At 67.4% G+C, this 15,693-nt stretch carries 17 protein-coding genes, 3 tRNA genes and 1 pseudogene; 12 read left to right on the top strand and 9 right to left on the bottom strand.

Features of this window, described 5'->3' with window-relative positions; genetic code table 11:
* Positions 1-65: 65 nt before the first annotated feature.
* The 4 genes from E8A12_RS01240 (at position 66) to E8A12_RS01225 (ending at position 2,214) form a co-directional block, all read left to right on the top strand.
* Positions 66-140 (top strand) — tRNA-Glu (locus tag E8A12_RS01240).
* Positions 141-297: 157 nt separating this feature from the next.
* Entirely contained in the window at positions 298-906 is a 609-nt protein-coding gene (locus E8A12_RS01235; RefSeq protein ID WP_293365934.1) for a cold-shock protein, read from the top strand.
* Between the two features lie 79 nt (positions 907-985).
* Positions 986-1,780 carry a glutaminyl-peptide cyclotransferase gene (locus E8A12_RS01230; protein ID WP_293365933.1) on the top strand — a complete coding sequence of 265 codons (795 nt, stop codon included), beginning with the start codon at positions 986-988 and terminating at the stop codon, positions 1,778-1,780.
* Positions 1,777-2,214 carry a PaaI family thioesterase gene (locus E8A12_RS01225; protein ID WP_293365932.1) on the top strand — a complete coding sequence of 146 codons (438 nt, stop codon included), beginning with the start codon at positions 1,777-1,779 and terminating at the stop codon, positions 2,212-2,214. The genes E8A12_RS01230 and E8A12_RS01225 overlap by 4 nt, the downstream gene beginning before the upstream one ends.
* Here the strand turns inward: E8A12_RS01225 and E8A12_RS01220 are convergent.
* Positions 2,211-2,813 (bottom strand): glutathione S-transferase family protein, encoded by a 603-nt coding sequence (locus E8A12_RS01220; RefSeq protein ID WP_293365931.1) that lies wholly within the window; start codon positions 2,811-2,813, stop codon positions 2,211-2,213. The two genes, E8A12_RS01225 and E8A12_RS01220, sit on opposite strands and share 4 nt — an antisense overlap.
* 92 nt (positions 2,814-2,905) lie before the next feature.
* Between E8A12_RS01220 and E8A12_RS01215 the strand changes: the two genes are divergently transcribed.
* The 3 genes from E8A12_RS01215 (at position 2,906) to E8A12_RS01205 (ending at position 3,406) form a co-directional block, all read left to right on the top strand.
* A tRNA-Pro gene (locus E8A12_RS01215) sits at positions 2,906-2,982 on the top strand.
* 30 nt (positions 2,983-3,012) lie between these two features.
* A complete protein-coding gene (locus E8A12_RS01210) occupies positions 3,013-3,318 on the top strand; it encodes an ETC complex I subunit (protein ID WP_293365930.1) in 306 nt (101 codons plus the stop codon).
* 11 nt (positions 3,319-3,329) lie between these two features.
* Positions 3,330-3,406: transfer RNA gene (locus tag E8A12_RS01205), tRNA-Arg, on the top strand.
* A 3-nt stretch (positions 3,407-3,409) separates the two neighbouring features.
* Here the strand turns inward: E8A12_RS01205 and E8A12_RS01200 are convergent.
* Genes E8A12_RS01200 through metC form a run of 4 tightly spaced genes read right to left on the bottom strand, consistent with a single transcriptional unit; the run spans position 3,410 to position 6,970 of the window.
* Entirely contained in the window at positions 3,410-3,859 is a 450-nt protein-coding gene (locus tag E8A12_RS01200) for a hypothetical protein (RefSeq protein WP_293365929.1), read from the bottom strand.
* Between the two features lie 33 nt (positions 3,860-3,892).
* Entirely contained in the window at positions 3,893-4,744 is an 852-nt protein-coding gene (locus E8A12_RS01195) for a kinase (protein WP_293365928.1), read from the bottom strand.
* Positions 4,745-4,763: 19 nt separating this feature from the next.
* Entirely contained in the window at positions 4,764-5,771 is a 1,008-nt protein-coding gene (locus E8A12_RS01190) for an SDR family oxidoreductase (RefSeq protein ID WP_293365927.1), read from the bottom strand.
* Between the two features lie 59 nt (positions 5,772-5,830).
* Complete coding sequence (metC, locus tag E8A12_RS01185) at positions 5,831-6,970, bottom strand: cystathionine beta-lyase (RefSeq protein ID WP_293365926.1); 1,140 nt, start codon at positions 6,968-6,970, stop codon at positions 5,831-5,833.
* A 134-nt stretch (positions 6,971-7,104) separates the two neighbouring features.
* Between metC and E8A12_RS01180 the strand changes: the two genes are divergently transcribed.
* On the top strand, positions 7,105-8,202 hold the full coding sequence (locus E8A12_RS01180; RefSeq protein WP_293365925.1) for an amino acid ABC transporter substrate-binding protein: 1,098 nt from the start codon (positions 7,105-7,107) through the stop codon (positions 8,200-8,202).
* On the opposite strand, the gene E8A12_RS01175 is transcribed toward E8A12_RS01180, so the two are convergent.
* The 4 genes from E8A12_RS01175 to E8A12_RS01160 all read right to left on the bottom strand — a co-directional run bounded on the left by E8A12_RS01175 (position 8,199) and on the right by E8A12_RS01160 (position 11,850).
* Positions 8,199-8,564, bottom strand: coding sequence for a GNAT family N-acetyltransferase (locus tag E8A12_RS01175; RefSeq protein ID WP_293365924.1), 366 nt, complete (start codon positions 8,562-8,564; stop codon positions 8,199-8,201). The two genes, E8A12_RS01180 and E8A12_RS01175, sit on opposite strands and share 4 nt — an antisense overlap.
* 141 nt (positions 8,565-8,705) lie before the next feature.
* Entirely contained in the window at positions 8,706-9,551 is an 846-nt protein-coding gene (gene sseA, locus E8A12_RS01170) for a 3-mercaptopyruvate sulfurtransferase (RefSeq protein WP_293365923.1), read from the bottom strand.
* Entirely contained in the window at positions 9,548-10,549 is a 1,002-nt protein-coding gene (locus E8A12_RS01165) for a cysteine synthase A (protein ID WP_293365922.1), read from the bottom strand. Before E8A12_RS01165 ends, sseA begins: the two co-directional genes overlap by 4 nt.
* 44 nt (positions 10,550-10,593) lie before the next feature.
* The gene (locus E8A12_RS01160) at positions 10,594-11,850 is read right to left on the bottom strand and encodes a cyclopropane-fatty-acyl-phospholipid synthase family protein (protein ID WP_293365921.1); all 1,257 of its coding nucleotides are present in this window, start codon (positions 11,848-11,850) and stop codon (positions 10,594-10,596) included.
* Positions 11,851-12,036: 186 nt separating this feature from the next.
* Here E8A12_RS01160 and kdsA point away from each other — a divergent pair, with 186 nt between their 5' ends.
* The 4 genes and pseudogenes from kdsA to E8A12_RS01140 all read left to right on the top strand — a co-directional run.
* A complete protein-coding gene (gene kdsA / locus E8A12_RS01155; protein ID WP_293365920.1) occupies positions 12,037-12,897 on the top strand; it encodes a 3-deoxy-8-phosphooctulonate synthase in 861 nt (286 codons plus the stop codon).
* A gap of 34 nt (positions 12,898-12,931) precedes the next feature.
* The gene (gene rfaE2, locus E8A12_RS01150) at positions 12,932-14,404 is read left to right on the top strand and encodes a D-glycero-beta-D-manno-heptose 1-phosphate adenylyltransferase (protein ID WP_293365919.1); all 1,473 of its coding nucleotides are present in this window, start codon (positions 12,932-12,934) and stop codon (positions 14,402-14,404) included.
* Complete coding sequence (gene rfaD, locus E8A12_RS01145) at positions 14,401-15,405, top strand: ADP-glyceromanno-heptose 6-epimerase (RefSeq protein WP_293365918.1); 1,005 nt, start codon at positions 14,401-14,403, stop codon at positions 15,403-15,405. Before rfaE2 ends, rfaD begins: the two co-directional genes overlap by 4 nt.
* Positions 15,406-15,443: 38 nt before the next feature.
* Positions 15,444-15,693, top strand: a pseudogene (locus tag E8A12_RS01140) (DUF3089 domain-containing protein); the annotation flags it as partial.

Here is a 15,693-nt window from a genome sequence, read left to right as displayed (position 1 = left end):
GCAAAAGCCACGGCCTTGCACCCCCTCAGGAAGGCGGATATAGAGCCGCCCTTCTCGCGTCACGCGGTCCCTTCGTCTATCGGTTAGGACGCCAGGTTTTCAACCTGGAGAGAGGGGTTCGACTCCCCTAGGGACTGCCACGCAGACTGCCCCCCGCAATTGCGTTGAGTCGCGCCATGTCACGCGGATTCCCCTGACGCGTGCATTTCGTCGTTGACGCAGGCGAAGTTACAAGAACAGTGTTATAGTTGGCTCAGTCCGAATGTCGGGATCGGGGAGTATCGGGCCGAGGGGCAGATGGCTGGTTACGAATTCGAGCATGTGGATGCGGCGGGTGAGGCCCTGCGTATCAGCGGTCGCGTCAAGTGGTTCGACGCCGGCAAGGGCTATGGCTTCATCGTCCCGGACGACCCCAGCCAGACCGACCTGAAGGACGTGCTGCTGCACGTGACCAGCCTGCGCAGCTCGGGGCGCGAGCACGCGCTGGAAGGCTCCATCATCACCTGCGACGTCGTTCGCCGCCCAAAGGGTTGGCAGGTCGCCGAGGTGGTCGAAATCGACGAGAGCTGCGCGCCGCCCGCGCCGGAGCGTCGGTTGCGCGAGGGCGGTCCCCGTGGCGAGCGCGAGGCGTTCCTGCGCGGCGACTACGCCAACCGCCCGCCGGCGCGGCGCGCGCCCGAGGCCTCAGGGCCGCTGGAACGGGCCAAGGTCAAGTGGTTCAACCGCACCAAGGGCTACGGCTTCGTCGTGCGCGACACCGAGCCGGGCGACATCTTCGTCCACATCGAGACCCTGCGGCGCTCGGGCATGGAGGACCTCCAGCCCGGCGACGATGTGATGGTGCGCTTCGCCGAAGGCCCCAAGGGCCTGGTGGTCGCCGAGATCGAGACCTCGCACCTCGACTGAATCCACTGAACGGCGGCCTTGCCTGCGGCCAATGGCTCCCCCTAAAGGATGGACGCGATCCAGCCGTTCGGAGTTGCGCGTGCCTGTCCTGTTCCGCCGCCTGTTCCGATTGCTTGCGGGCTTAGCCGCCGCGACCTGCCTGGCGGCGCCCGCGATGGCCGCCGTGCCGGTGGACGGCTTCAAGATCGTCCACATCTATCCCCACGATCCGGGAGCCTTCACCGAGGGGCTCTTCTACCTGCATGGCGATCTCTACGAGAGCACCGGCATTCCCAGCCAGTCGAACATCCGCCGCGTGCGGTTGAGCGACGGCCAGGTGCTGCAACAGCAGGCGATCCCTCCCAGCATGTTCGGCGAGGGCATTGTCAGCTGGGGCTCAGAGATCATCAGCCTCACCTGGCAGGACCACACAGGATTCCGCTGGGACCTGAAGACCTTCGCGAGGAAGTCGACCTTCCACTACCCTGGCGAGGGGTGGGCGCTGACGCAGGACGGCAAACACCTGATCATGAGCGACGGCACGCCCGCGCTGCGCATCCTCGATCCGGCGACCTTCAAGGAATTGCGCCGGGTGCCGGTGACCGCCGAAGGCCGGCCGGTCGCTAACCTGAACGAGCTGGAGTGGGTAAAGGGCGAGGTGCTGGCCAACATCTGGCAGACCAATCGCATCGCCCGCATCGATCCGGTCAGCGGCAAGGTGAAAGCCTGGATCGATCTGACAGGGCTGCCGGAAGCCAGCGGGGCAGGCAATCCAGACGCCGTCCTGAACGGCATCGCCTATGACCGCGAGCACGACCGCCTGTTCGTGACCGGCAAATACTGGCCGCACCTATATGAAATCCGCCTGGTCGCCCCGAAAGCGACGGCCCATTGAGCGGAGCGCCTGAAGAGGCGCCCGCGGCGTCGCCGCCGGAGGGCTATGTCCCGTCACATGGGCGCGGCGGCTTCTCGACCCTGAACGGACCCTATTTCCATCGTCCCGGCGACGGCGACCTGGCGGAGCAGGCCTTCTTCGCCCTGAAGCGCCACGCCAACGGCGTCGGCCTGGTGCACGGGGGCATGCTGTCGGCCTTCATGGACGGGGTGCTGGCCGGCGCCGTGGGCCGCGGCACGGGCAAGGCCGCGCTGACGATCCACCTATCCATCGACTTCCTGCACATTGCCAGGGTTGGCGAATGGGTGATGGGCGAAGGGCGGATGACGCGGGCGACACGCGACGTCGCCTTCGCCGAGGGCCGCGCGTACGTCGGCGGACACGACGTGGTCCGCTGCTCGGGGATCTTCAAGCTGATGAGCCGCGACCGCTAGGCCCGTTCGGGTGCGCCCTGGCCGGGCAGTTCGTAGCCGACTGCCGTCTCGACCTTCAGGGTGCGTTGGACCGCGGGCCGGGCGAGCACCCGGTCGTGCAGGCGCATGAGGTTGGGGAATTCCTCGGCCGGCGGGTTTAGCGAGCCGTAGAAGCGCCAGAACAGCCGGAACAGGTGGATGTCGGCGATCGAATAGCGCTCGCCGACCGCCCAGTCGGCGGCGCCCAGCCGCGCGTCGGCCTGGGCGTAGGTCTTCCGCGCGTGATCCAGGCCCCGGCGGCGCGCCGGGTGCAGCGTGGCGGCGATGAACGACATCCATGAAACGACCCGCGCCTGGCCCTCGGCGTCGTCGGGCAGCAGGCCGGCGGCCGGGTAAGTCTTGGCCAGGTAAAAGAGGATGCCCGCCACCTCGGTCAGCGGCCGGCCGTCGATCACCAGGGTGGGCACCTGACCCAGCGGGTTGATGGCGAGATATTCCGGGCTGTTGTTCTCGTTCTTGCCGAAGGACAGGGGGCGTCCCTCGAAGAGCGCGCCCACTTCGAAAAGGGCGATGTGCGGCGCCATCGAACTGGCTCCGGGGGCGAAGTAGAGCGTGAGCATGGATGCAGCGCCTCTCGTCCGGTGAAGCCTAAGTCGGCGCGGTCCGTTGCCGAAAGGACAAAACGCTTATATCGCAGGTCCGCCGGCGCCCTCGGGGCGTAGCGCAGCCTGGTAGCGCATCTGCTTTGGGAGCAGAGGGTCGCAGGTTCAAATCCTGCCGCCCCGACCAAGCCGGCCACTACGATCGAAGGGTTCGTCCATGCTCGCCCGTATCTTCCGTCCGTCCAAGACCGCCATGCAGTCGGGCAAGGCCAAGTCCGCCGAGTGGGTGCTGGAGTTCGAGCCGACGGACGCCAGACGGCAGGACCCCCTGATGGGATGGACCCAGACCGGCGACACAGAGGCTCAGGTGCGATTGGCCTTCGAGACCAAGGACGAGGCGGTGCGCTACGCCGACCAGCACGGCATCGCTTTCCAGCTGATCGATCCCAAGCCCGCGAAACGGATCATCAAGGCCTATGCCGACAACTTCGCCTTCGGCCGCAAGGTCCCTTGGACGCACTGACGCCGGCTTCGGCGCCCTTAGCTCAACCGGATAGAGCACTCGCCTTCTAAGCGAGCGGTTGCAGGTTCGAGTCCTGCAGGGCGCGCCAGCGCTACTTCTGCGCGGGCTTGTCCGTGGAGCAGGCCTTGGAGACCGCCGAGTTGACCCCAAACGTCGGGGGCGTCGGCGGATTGTTCCCGCCGAGGCTTTCGTTCAGCTGATCGGTGACCCATCGGCTCTGGATGGCCCGCATCTGCCACTGGGCGCAGAAGGCCTTGAGTTGCTCGGGGTAGTTCTGCTTCAGCTCCGCCACCACCACGGCGATGCATTCCTTGTCGCGGGACGAACAGCTCTTCTTCGGTAGCCCTTCGACGACGATGCCGCTGACCGTGGGCCCGTAGGCGGCCGGCTTGGGGGCCGGGACGCCGGATGACGGCGCGGCGGTCACCGTGACGGCTGTGGCAGGAGCAGGCGTCACCGGCGTGTCAGCCGGGGCCTGGGCAAGGGCGGGGCTTGCCGTCAGCAGCGCCGCGATGAGCAGTCCGAAGGTTGCGTTCGACATATCGCCTCCAGAACGTGGCCTATACCGCCAAACTCAGACGTACGGATTTCGGTCTGTGTCCATTGTTACAACCCAATCGGCGCGGCCCGGCATCTCGGCCAGGATCCACCTCGTGAGCCGCTCATAGTAGGACACGAATCGCGTCACCTGCACGGGCGTCATGCCGCCGCCGGCCTTGGCCCGCAACTTGGCCTCCTGCTCCTCGCGCCAGCCGGCCACCACCTCGAAGCTCGGAGCCTGCAGCAGGATGAGGTCGTGCAGTCGGCCGAATAGGGTCTGATAGGGCCCGTCGACCTGGTCGTTGACATAGGTGCGCCAGACCGCCTCGGGGTCCTCGTCGCGCTCCAGATCATTGATCGGCGCCGCCAGAGCTGCGCGGCCCTGGCTGACCGCGCCGACGCACCACCCCTCCAGGAGGATCACGTCGACCGGGGTGGAGACCGTCGGCCAGGTGGCCCGCGGGCTGCGGTCGTCGGCGGACTTGTCGAAACGCGGCAGAACCGCCTTGCCCTTGCTGCGCAGCTGGTCGAGGGCCGCGCCCGCCATGGCCACGTCGTGGGTGCCGGGCGGCCCACGGGTGGCCAGCAAGGGATGCACCTCCCGCGCCAGCCGCTGGCGGGCCTGGTGGGTCAGGTAGAAGTCGTCCAGCGACACCGCCACGGCCCGCTGCCCACGGTCCTCCAGCAGCCCGACAGTATATTTGGCGATAGTGCTCTTGCCGGAGCCTTGCGCGCCGCACAGCCCGATCACCGCGCAACGCTTGCGATCGATGCGCCGGCGGTGGGCGCGGGCGGCGAGCGGTTCGCAGACCAGCTCCGCCGTGCGGCGGAACGAGTCGGGCAGGGCCTCCTGCGCTATGAAGCGGTCCAGCCCGGCGTCGCTCACTCCTACCCCCAAACGGGGGCTAGCCCCCGGTGTAGCCGCCGATGATCGGCAAGATCTCGCCGGTGATGTAGCTGGAGGTCTGGGGCGAGGCCAGGAAGACATAGGCCGGGGCGATCTCCTCCGGCTGGGCCGGGCGTTTCATCGGAGTCTCACCACCGAACTTGGCGGCGGCTTCCGCGGGCTTGTCCGCGGGGTTGAGCGGCGTCCAGACCGGCCCGGGCGCCACGGCGTTCACGCGAATGCCCTTGGGGATCAGCTTTGTGCCCAGCGCCCGCGTGAAGGCGTGGATGCCGCCCTTGGTCATCGAATAGTCGACGATGTCCTTGTTGCCGAGCAGGCCGGTCACCGAGCCGGTCATGACGATCGCCGAGCCGGGCGCCATGTGTGGGACAGCCGCCTTGGCCATGAAGAAATAGCCGTAGAGGTTGGTTTTCAGCGTGCGGTCGAAGTGTTCCTCGCTGATGTCCTCGAAGTCGTTCACATGCTCCTGGAAGGCGGCGTTGTTGACCAGGATGTCGAGCTTGCCGAGTTCCTTGACGGTGCGCTGGACGGCGGCTTCGGCGAATTTCAGCTGCGCCACGTCGCCGGAGATCAGGATCGCGCGGCGCCCCTCCTTCTCGACCGCCGCCTTGGTCGTCTTGGCGTCGTCGTCTTCGTCCAGATAGGCGATGGCGACATCGGCGCCTTCGCGGGCGAAGAGGACGGCGACGGCGCGTCCGATCCCGGAGTCCGCGCCGGTGATCAGGGCCACCTTGCCCTCCAGCTTGCCGGAGCCCTTGTAGTAAGGCGCGTCCCACATGGGCTGGAGATCCTGGTCGGCCTGCAGGCCCGGCTTCGGCAGGTGCTGCTTCGGAAACGGCGGCGCCGGATATTCCCGCGCGCCGGCCTGCATCGCCTTGCCGCCCTCGTCATCGCTCTTGAACGAGCGCGGCTCTTTCGCGTCGATCTCGCGCTGGATCTTGCGCCCCTGTTCGGCGGCCCGTTGGGCCTCGCCACGGAATTCGCCTCCGGCGCCGGTGCTGCTCATGACCAAGTCCCTCGTTTGATGGATCTGGTCAGGCAATCGTCCTGGGCGCGTCAAGTTCCCTAGGTCGCCGCTGCATAGGCCGCGAAGCCATGTTCCAGGTCGGCGATCAGGTCAGCCGGATCTTCCAGGCCGATATTGAGGCGCATCAGCGGGCCGCCGTACTGCGGGCGGAACTTGCGCACCTTCAGTTGCGGGTCGCAGGAGATCGCGAGGCTCTCGAATCCCCCCCAGGAAAAGCCGAGGCCGAACAGTTCGAGGGCGTCCAGGAAGGCATTGACCGCCAAGTCCGTCGCGGGCCGCAGCGAAAAGGCGAAAAGGCCCGAGGCGCCGGCGAAATCTCTGGCCCAAAGCTCATGGCCACGCGCACCCGCCAGGGCTGGATGGAAAACCTCAACGACCTCCGGCCGCTGTTTGAGCCAGGCGGCGACGGCCAGGGCGCTCTGGCCGTGCCGCGCCAGGCGGGTGGGCAGGGTCCGCAAGCCGCGCAGCATCTGATAGGCGTCCTCTCCGTTCACCGCCCAACCCAGGTTGGTGACGCCATCGTCCATGGCGCGGACCAGTTTGGGATCGTTCACCGCGACCGAGCCCATGAAGACGTCGGAGTGTCCGCCGACATATTTGGTGAGCGCCTGCACCGAGATATCGACCCCAAGGTCCAGCGGCCGCATCAGATAGCCCGCACCCCAGGTGTTGTCGGCGACGGTCAGGATGTTGCGGGCCCGCGCCAGCTCGGCGACCCGGGGCAGGTCCTGCAACTCGAAGCTGAGCGAACCCGGCGATTCCATCAGGATCAACCGCGTAGCGTCCGACGCCCCGCCCACTAGCTCGTCCGGCGGCTGGCGGGGATCGAAGTAGCGCACCGTGACCCCGAACCGCTTCAGCACGTGGTCGCAGAAGCGGCGCGTGGGCTTGTAGATGACGTCGGTGACCAGCACCTCGTCGCCGGTCTTCAGCACGGCGATCAGGGCCCCAGTCAGCGCCGAGAGGCCGGACGGATAGAGGGTCACGGCGCGAGCGTTCTCCAGCTCGGCCAAGGCCGCCTGCAGGGCGAACTGGGCCGAGAGCCCCTGCCGGCCATAGGTCAGCTGGCCCAGGTCGTCATAGAGGCTGGCTGCATCCGGCAGCAGGACCGTGGAGCCCTTCTGGACCGGCGGTCCCACCGTCTTCGCCGCCAAGCCCGCGCCGTGGCCGGCGTGCACCAAACGGGTTTCAGCCCTGAGGTCGGAGGGCGGCCGGCCGGACTTCGAGGGCATACGGGTTGCGGGGCCTAAGCTTGCGGGTGACAGTGCCGACGCACTTAGAGCCGCAGGGGCGGCTCGATCAAGGAGTACGGATGATCCGGCGGCTGGCCGCGGCGGGGCTTGCGATCCTGACCTTGAGCGCCTGCGATGGCGGCTCGAAGCCTGTGGCGACGCCAACCCCAGTGCTGAAGGGCGCCGATGTGAGCGGGGTGCGCTACAAGGCTACGACCAGCAAGGTGCTCACGGCCGTTCGCAAGCGCGGTTACGTCACTTGCGGCGTCAATCCCGGCCTGCCGGGCTTCGCCTTTCCAGATATCCGCGGCAACTGGCGGGGCTTCGACGTCGACATCTGCCGGGCGGTCGCCGCCGCGGTATTCGGCGACGCCGATAAGGTGCGGTTCACGCCAATCAACGCGCAGGACCGTTTCAGCGCTCTGCAGAAGGGGCAGATCGATCTCCTCTCCCGAAATACGTCGTGGTCGTATTCGCGCGACACTGGGCTGGGGCTCGACTTCGCCGCCATCACCTATTTCGACGGACAGGGGTTCCTTGCGCCGAAGGCGCTTGGCCTGACCAGCGCCCAGGAACTCGCCGGCGCGCGGATCTGCGTCCAGGCCGGCACCGCCAGCCAGGACAATCTCAACGACTTCTTCCGGGCGCGGGGGCTGAACTACAAGGCCGTGGTCGTGGCCTCCGAGGCCGAGGCGCGGCGGCTCTACGAGAACGATGGCTGCGATGTCTTCACCGCCGACATCTCGGCGCTCGCCGGATCGCGGTCGGTGCTGAACAATCCGGGCGCCCACGTCATCCTGCCCGACGTGATCTCCAAGGAGCCATTGGGCCCGGTCGTGCGGCAGAACGATCCGGTCTGGGCCGACATCGTGCGCTGGACGGTCTACGCCACCATCCTGGGCGAGGAACTGGGACTCACCTCAAAGACGGTGGCCCAGGCGCGCGAGACGGCGTCAGACCCGCAGACCCGCCGCCTGTTGGGGGTCGACGGGGACTATGGCGCCCTGCTGGGACTGAAAAAGGACTGGGCCTACCAGGTGATCCGGCAGGTGGGCGCCTATCACGAGATCTTCCGGCGCGACATCGGCTCGGATTCCTCGCTGAAGCTGGATCGCGGTCTAAACGCCCTTTGGAACGCGCCCAAGCCCGGCCTGCTGTACGCCCCGCCATTCCGCTAAAGCGGCAGCCGCATGGCGCATCGATTGGCGACATCCAGGCCCAGGGCGGCCTCGCGGGCGCGCACCGCGGTCAGCCGCGGGTTCAGCTCCGCCTCGGACAGTTCGACGAAGCCCAAGCGCCGATAGAGGGGACCATTCCAGGCGATTTCGCGGAAGGTCGTTAGCGTCACGGCGGCCAGTCCCCGGGCCGCGGCGTCGGCGACGACCGCCGCCAGCAGGGCGCGCCCGACACCCCTGCGCTGCGCGTCACGGCGAACAGCCAGCTCCCATAGGTGCAGTGCGTCCTCGAAACGTTCCGTCGCCGCAAAGGCGACCGGCTGATCGGCATCGGCTGCGACCCAGACGCAGTCCTGCGCGATCAAGGGCCGATAGGACGTCGCCGGCGTGACCTCGCCGTTGGCAATCGCGGCCTGGCTTGAGCCGACAAACAGCTGGGCGGCTGAGCGCTCGACGCCCGGCAGATGGGTGACGTCTTCGAGGCGGGCGAGGCGGACTTCGATCGGTCAGGGTCCGGTGACGATCGGAGTGTCCGTGCGTCCACCCCATTCGGTCCACGAGCCATCGTATACGGCGACGTCCTCGCGCCCGAGGCGCGCCAGGGCCAGGGCCAGCAATGCGGCGCTGACGCCAGAACCGCAGGTGGTGACAATCGGCGCGTCGAGATCGACGCCGGCTATCTCGAACGCTGCACGGAGCGCCGCGCCGCCCACCATGGTCCCGTCCGGATTGATCAGCACGCCCCACGGGACGTTTAGGGCGCCCGGCATGTGGCCGCTGCGCAGGCCTGCACGCGGCTCCGGGACATCGCCGGTGAAGCGCCCCGCGGCGCGGGCGTCGACCAGTTGGGTGGCATGGCTCTGGACAAGCCCCTTCACCGCCTCGACGTCGACCACCAGGCTCGGATCGAAGGCTGGCTCAATTGTCGTCGCGGCCGGATGGGGCAGGGCGGTGTCGACCGGCCGCCCCTCAGCGAGCCACTTTTTCAGGCCGCCATCGAGCACGAACACTTCCGGAAAGCCCATGGCCCGCAACGTCCACCAGACGCGCGGGGCCGAGAAGATGCCCTGGCCGTCGTAGACCACTGTGATCAGATCCCGGCGCAGGCCAAGCGCGCCCGCGGCCTCCGCGAACGCCCTGTCGCTCGGCAGCATGTGCGGCAGGTCGACCGAGTGATCGGAAATCTCGTCGATGTCGAAGAACACCGCGCCTGGAATATGGCCCGCCGCATAGGCTTCGCGGCCCGTCTTGCCCTCGCCCGGCATGAACCAGGTGGCGTCGACCATGGCGACATCGGCCGAGCCAAGCCGCTCGGACAACCAAGCGGTGGAGACCAGGGGATCGCTGCTCATGCCATCCAACCGGGAGCCGGCAGGCCATGTTCCTCGAGGAACGCGGGATTGAAGACCTTGGACTGATATCGCTGCCCGCCGTCGCAGAGCACGGTGACGATGGTCTTGCCGGGGCCGAGGTCTTTCGCGAGGCGGATGGCGCCGGCGACGTTGATCCCGGTCGAACCGCCCATCAGCAGGCCTTCGTGCTCCAAGAGGTCGTAGAGGACCGGCAACAGCTCACCGTCCGGAATTCGGTAGGCGTGGTCGATGGTCAGCCCCACCAGGTTGGCGGTGACGCGGCCCTGGCCGATGCCCTCGGTGATCGACGTCCCTTCCGCCTTCAGCTCGCCGTCGGTGTAGTAACTGTAGAGCGCCGACCCGTCTGGATCGGCGAGGCCGATGGCGACATCCGGCTTCTGGACGCGCAAGGCCTCGGCCACGCCGGCTAGGGTGCCGCCGGAGCCGATGGCGCAGATGAAGCCGTCGATCTGACCGCTTGTCTGGGCCCAGATCTCCGGGCCGGTGGTGCGGACGTGGGCTTCGCGATTGGCGACATTGTCGAACTGATTGGCCCAGAACGCGCCGGACGGCTCCTCACCATTAAGTTTTTCCGCCAACCTGTGGGAGACCTTCACGTAATTCATTTCATTGGCGTAGGGGACGGGATCGACTTCCACCAGATCGGCTCCGTACAGGCGGACGGCGTCCTTCTTCTCCTGGCTCTGGTTGCGGGGAATGACGATGGTGCATTTGTAGCCGAGCGCCTTGGCGACCATGGCGAGGCCGATGCCGGTGTTGCCCGCGGTGCCCTCGACGATTCGTCCGCCCGGCCGGATCAGGCCCCTGGCCTCCGCGTCGCGGACCATGAACAGCGCGGCGCGGTCCTTCACCGACTGGCCTGGGTTCATGAACTCGGCCTTGCCGAGGATCTCGCATCCGGTCAGCGCGCTGGCGCGATGAAGCCGGATCAACGGGGTGTTCCCGATGGTGTCGAGGACGCTGCGGGCTGGGGTCATCGCCGCTACTTAAGCGCAGCCAAGCCGCAGCAGAAGAGGCGAGTTTAGCCTTTGGTCAAGGCGAGCTGGATGACGCTGGTGCGCTCGGTGCGGAAACCGGCCTCGCAGTAGCTCAGGTAGAACTTCCAGAGCTTGCGGAAACGCTCGTCGAAGCCGAGCGGACGAATGTCGTTCCAAGCCGCGTCGAAGCTCGCGTGCCAAGCTGCCAGCGTGTCGGCGTAGTCGCGGCCGAAGCGGTCGATGGCCGTCCAGACGAGGCCGGCCTTGTCTGTCACCTTCCGCAGGCGTTCCTCCGAGGGCAGCATGCCGCCGGGGAAGACGTACTTCTGGATGAAATCGGCGCGGCTGCGATATTCCTCGAAGTACTGGTCCTTGATGGTGATGATCTGCAGGCCGGCGCGGCCGGCTGGCGCCAGGCTCTCGCGGATCTTGCCGAAATAGGCCGGCCAGTAGCGCTCGCCCACCGCCTCGAACATCTCGATGGAAGCCACGCGGTCGAAGCGTCCGTCGACGTCGCGGTAGTCGATGAGCTTGATGTCGGCCTTTTCCGCCAGGCCGGCGTCGAAGATCCGCTGCTTGGCGTAGGCGTACTGCTCCTCGGAGATGGTGATACCGGTCACACGAGCGCCCACCTCGCGCGCGGCGAATTCCGCGAAGCCGCCCCATCCGCAGCCGATCTCGAGCACGCTCTGGCCGGACTGCAGGCCCATGGTCTGCGAAAGCGCCCTGTATTTGGCGATCTGAGCTTCGGCCAGCGACTGGTCGGAGCTCTGAAAGCGCGCCGACGAATAGGTCATCGTCGGGTCCAGCCAGCGTTCGTAGAAGGCGTTGCCCAGGTCGTAATGGGCGTGGATGTTCTTCTTCGATCCGCGCCGGGTGTTGCCGCGCAGGGCGTGACGAAGGCGGTTGATTGTCCAGGTCAGCGGATTGCCCATGGTGACATGGTGCACCCGGTCCCAGTTCGCGGCGAAGACGTAGAGCAGGTCGGGCAGGTCGGGCGTGTCGAACTCGCCGGCCATGTAGGCTTCGGCGAAGCCGATGTCGCCTGCGGCCAGGGCGCGGCGGATGAACCGGAAGTCGCGGATGACGATCTTGGCGTCCGGGCCGGGCTCCGAGCCAGGAATGTAGAGCTCCTCCCCGGAGGGCATGACGAAGGTCACTGAGCCGATCACGAAGTTGCGGGCGATCAGGCGCACTGCGGCCTTGAAGACGGCCGGAGCGCCCTGCAGCTGCGGCAGGCGGCGGAAGGCCCGCCGATCGCGGGCGATCGCCGCCAGAGGCGAACTCTGGGCCAGGCTCATGATCGCATCCCCCAAACGCTTACGCCGAAAAACATAGCACCGCTCACTACTGACGCCAGAGCCTCGGGACGCCTTAAGGATACGACCTCTGACTGGCGTCGGACGCGGGTAGTCGCGGAATCGAGACTTGTGAAGGCCCGCGGCGCGGGCCACTTAGCCGACACGAAATACGGGAATGATAGGTTCATGATCGAGCCCAACGACGTGATCGAGATCAAGACCGCCAACGGCTCGCCGGTGCGCATCGGTAACGCCGAGCGGCTGTCGATCATCGCCGGGCCATGCCAGCTGGAAAGCCGCCAGCACGCGCTGGAAACGGCCCACGCCCTGAAGGAAATGGCGCAGCGCCTGAATGTGGGGCTGATCTACAAGACCTCCTTCGACAAGGCGAACCGCACCTCGGTCAACACCCAGCGCGGCGTAGGGCTGCGCGAGGCGCTGCCGATCTTCGCGGAAATCCGCGAGGTCACCGGCCTCCCGACCCTCACCGATGTCCACGAGATCGACCAGTGCGAAGAGGCCGCCGAGGCGGTCGACGTGCTGCAGATCCCAGCGTTCCTTTCGCGCCAGACCGACCTGCTGTTGGCCGCCGGACGCACCGGCAAGGTGATCAACGTCAAGAAGGGGCAGTTCCTGGCGCCCTGGGACATGAAGAATGTCGTCGACAAGGTGCTCAGTGTCGGCAATCCGAACGTCATGGCCTGCGAGCGCGGCGTTTCCTTCGGCTACAACACGCTTGTTACCGACATGCGGGCGCTGCCGATCATGAAGCAGATCGGCTGCCCGGTGGTGTTCGACGCCACGCACTCCGTCCAACAGCCGGGCGGGCAGGGCGCGACCTCCGGGGGCCAGCGCGAGTTCGTGCCGGTGCTGGCCCGCGCCGCGGTGGCGGTCGGGGTCGCCTGCGTCTTCATGGAAACCCATCCCGATCCGGACAACGCGCCGTCGGACGGGCCCAACATGGTGCCGATGAGCGAGTTCGAGGCCCTGGTGGGCGAGTTGCTGGAATACGACGCCCTGGCCAAGCGCCGCCGGGCCAACGCTTGACCCCGCCGCCAACGCGCCGCACACCCTGACGCCCATGGATCTTTCAGCGCTCCAGCACCTCCTGGGCCTGGCGCCCGGCCGGCGCGTCGCCTGCGTGGGCGACCTGATGGTCGACCGTTTCGTCTACGGCGACGTCAGCCGCGTGTCGCCGGAGGCGCCGGTGCCGGTGCTCGCCCGATCGCGCGAACTGATGATGCTGGGCGCGTCGGGCAATGTGGCGCGCAACGTCGCGGCCCTCGGCGGCGAGGTCTCGCTCGTCGGAGTCATCGGCGACGACGGCGAAGGCAAGGAGGCGCTGCGCCTGGTTGGCGAGGAGAGCGGCGTCGAGGGCTATCTCGTCACCGACGGGGAGCGGCCGACGACGCTGAAGACCCGCTTTGTCTCTGGCGGCCAGCAACTGCTGCGGGTCGATCTGGAAACCAATCGGCCCGTCGAGGGCGCAGTCGAAGACCGCCTGGTCCGGACAATCCGCGATGCGGCCAAGGGCGCGGGCGCGATCCTGCTGTCCGACTATGGCAAGGGGGTCGTCACCGAGGCGGTGATCGCGGTCTGCCGGCAGGCCGCGGCCGAGAGCGGCGGCAAGCTGGTGGTGGATTCCAAGGCCCGCTCGTTCGCCCACTATGGGGCGGTGGACATGATCAAGCCCAACGCCGCCGAGCTGGGGCACGCCACCGACATGCCGACCGAGACCGACGCCCAGGTGGCCGCGGCGCTCGGCCGCGCATTGGAGCTTTGGGAGGCCAAGGCGATCCTGGTGACGCGGGCGTCGAAGGGCATTTCCCTGGCGGTGCGGGGCGAGCCGGTGCGCCATTTCCCGACCGCCGCGCGCGAGGTGTTCGACGCCTCAGGGGCCGGGGACACCACCCTGGCGGCGCTAGGGTTGGCCTTGGCCGCGGAAGTCTCGATCGAGGACGCCATCGCTTTCGCGCAGCTCGCCTCCGGCGTGGCGGTTGGCAAGGTGGGCACCGCAACGGTCTCGCCGGACGAGCTGGTGGAGGCCGCGCTCTCGGCCCACATGGCGCCGGCGGAGGCCAAGGTCGCGACGCCGCAACGGATGGCCGATGAGGTTGCGCGCTGGAAGGCCAAGGGCCTGAAGGTGGGCTTCACCAACGGCTGTTTTGACATCCTGCACAAAGGCCACGTGGCCTACCTGTCCCAGGCGCGAGCCTGGTGCGACCGGCTGATCGTCGGGCTGAACGACGATGACAGCGTGCGTCGCCTGAAGGGTGAAGGCCGCCCGGTGAACGACCTGGAGAGCCGCGCTCTGGTGCTGGCCGGTCTGGGTTCCGTGGACCTGGTCGTGCCTTTCGAGGAAGACACGCCGCTGAAGCTGATCGAGGCGGCGCGGCCTGACGTGCTGGTCAAGGGCGCCGACTACGCCGAAAGCGAAGTGGTCGGCCACGAGTTGGTCAAGGGCTGGGGCGGCGAGGTCAGGCTGGCCCAGATCGTCGAAGGCTATTCCACCACCGCCGCCATCGCGCGGATGTCCAAGCAGGGGACCGGATGACCCAGCGGCGGATCGCCTTCGTCACCGGCGGGGCCGGCTTCATCGGCTCCAATATCGCGGCCAAGCTGGCTGAGGACCCGACGCTGGATGTGGTCATCTGCGACCGGCTGCGCGAAGCCGAACTCGGCAAGTGGAAGAATATCGCCAAGCACCCCATCGGCGACTTCGTGGCACCGGAGGACATGTTCGACTGGCTGGAAAAGCGCTGGCGGGACGTGGAGGTGGTGGTCCACATGGCCGCCGTTTCCTCGACCACCGAGCCGGACGCCGACAAGATCGTCCATTCGAACTTCACATTGAGTCGGGACCTGTTCCGCTGGTGCGCAGACCGGCAGCGGCGGCTGATCTACGCCTCGTCGGCGGCGACCTATGGCGACGGGGGGCAGGGGTTCGACGACGACAACAGCTACGAGGCGCTGACGGCGCTTCGGCCCTTGAACACCTATGGCTGGTCCAAGGCGCTGTTCGACATATTCGCCGTACGCCAGGCGGCCCGCGACTACGCGCCGCCTCAGTGGGTCGGGCTGAAGTTCTTCAACGTCTACGGCCCGAACGAAGAGCATAAGCGTTCGATGAAGTCGGTGGCCTCGCAGATCTGGCCGCACGTACGCGACGGCCACGGCGTGCAGCTCTTCAAGAGCTATCGCGCGGACGTGCCCGACGGCGGCCAGCAGCGCGACTTCGTCTATGTCCGCGACGCGGCCGACGTCACCGAGTGGCTGACCCAAAACCCGCAGGTGAACGGGGTCTTCAACCTGGGCTCCGGGACGGCGCGCAGCTTTGAGGACATGGCGCGCGCGGTGTTCACCGCGGCGGGCAAACCGGCGAAGATCGACTACACCCCGATGCCGCCGATGATCCGCGACAAGTACCAGTACTTCACCGAGGCCAGGATGGATCGGCTGAAGGCCGCGGGCTACGCCAAGCCGATGACGCCGCTGGAAGAGGGGATCGGCGACTACGTCCGAAACTACCTCAGCCAGCCTGACCCCTACCGCTAGCCATGAGCGGGGACCGGCCGCGCCCGAGGCGGTGGCTGGTGGGCAGCCTCGCGGTCATCGTTGTCTTGCTTGGCGTCGCTGTGGCGTCATTTCGCGGCGACCTGATCCGCTATACGCTCGACCCCAAGACGCCGTTCCAGACCTACAGGCCTCCCGCCGCGCCGGACTATGCCCAGCGCAAGGCCTGGTATCTGCTGCCGACCCGGCCGGACACGCCGGCGCCCGGCGAGCCGACGGCGGACGTGTTCTTCGTGGCGCCCACGACCTTCGAGGGCGGGGCGCAATGGA

Origin of the sequence: Phenylobacterium sp. (genome assembly GCF_004799395.1) — a bacterium.
Lineage (GTDB): Bacteria > Pseudomonadota > Alphaproteobacteria > Caulobacterales > Caulobacteraceae > Phenylobacterium.
Note: the sequence above shows the minus strand (reverse complement) of the source record. Positions and strands in the feature narration are given on the sequence as shown.

Excerpts from the sequence above, each read along its gene's own strand:
- E8A12_RS01235 (WP_293365934.1), top strand. The coding sequence starts at position 298 with ATGGCTGGTTACGAATTCGAGCATGTGGATGCGGCGGGTGAGGCCCTG.
- E8A12_RS01220 (WP_293365931.1), bottom strand. The coding sequence starts at position 2,813 with ATGCTCACGCTCTACTTCGCCCCCGGAGCCAGTTCGATGGCGCCGCAC.
- E8A12_RS01210 (WP_293365930.1), top strand. The coding sequence starts at position 3,013 with ATGCTCGCCCGTATCTTCCGTCCGTCCAAGACCGCCATGCAGTCGGGC.
- E8A12_RS01200 (WP_293365929.1), bottom strand. The coding sequence starts at position 3,859 with ATGTCGAACGCAACCTTCGGACTGCTCATCGCGGCGCTGCTGACGGCA.
- E8A12_RS01190 (WP_293365927.1), bottom strand. The coding sequence starts at position 5,771 with ATGAGCAGCACCGGCGCCGGAGGCGAATTCCGTGGCGAGGCCCAACGG.
- E8A12_RS01180 (WP_293365925.1), top strand. The coding sequence starts at position 7,105 with ATGATCCGGCGGCTGGCCGCGGCGGGGCTTGCGATCCTGACCTTGAGC.
- sseA (WP_293365923.1), bottom strand. The coding sequence starts at position 9,551 with ATGAGCAGCGATCCCCTGGTCTCCACCGCTTGGTTGTCCGAGCGGCTT.
- E8A12_RS01165 (WP_293365922.1), bottom strand. The coding sequence starts at position 10,549 with ATGACCCCAGCCCGCAGCGTCCTCGACACCATCGGGAACACCCCGTTG.
- E8A12_RS01160 (WP_293365921.1), bottom strand. The coding sequence starts at position 11,850 with ATGAGCCTGGCCCAGAGTTCGCCTCTGGCGGCGATCGCCCGCGATCGG.
- kdsA (WP_293365920.1), top strand. The coding sequence starts at position 12,037 with ATGATCGAGCCCAACGACGTGATCGAGATCAAGACCGCCAACGGCTCG.
- rfaE2 (WP_293365919.1), top strand. The coding sequence starts at position 12,932 with ATGGATCTTTCAGCGCTCCAGCACCTCCTGGGCCTGGCGCCCGGCCGG.
- rfaD (WP_293365918.1), top strand. The coding sequence starts at position 14,401 with ATGACCCAGCGGCGGATCGCCTTCGTCACCGGCGGGGCCGGCTTCATC.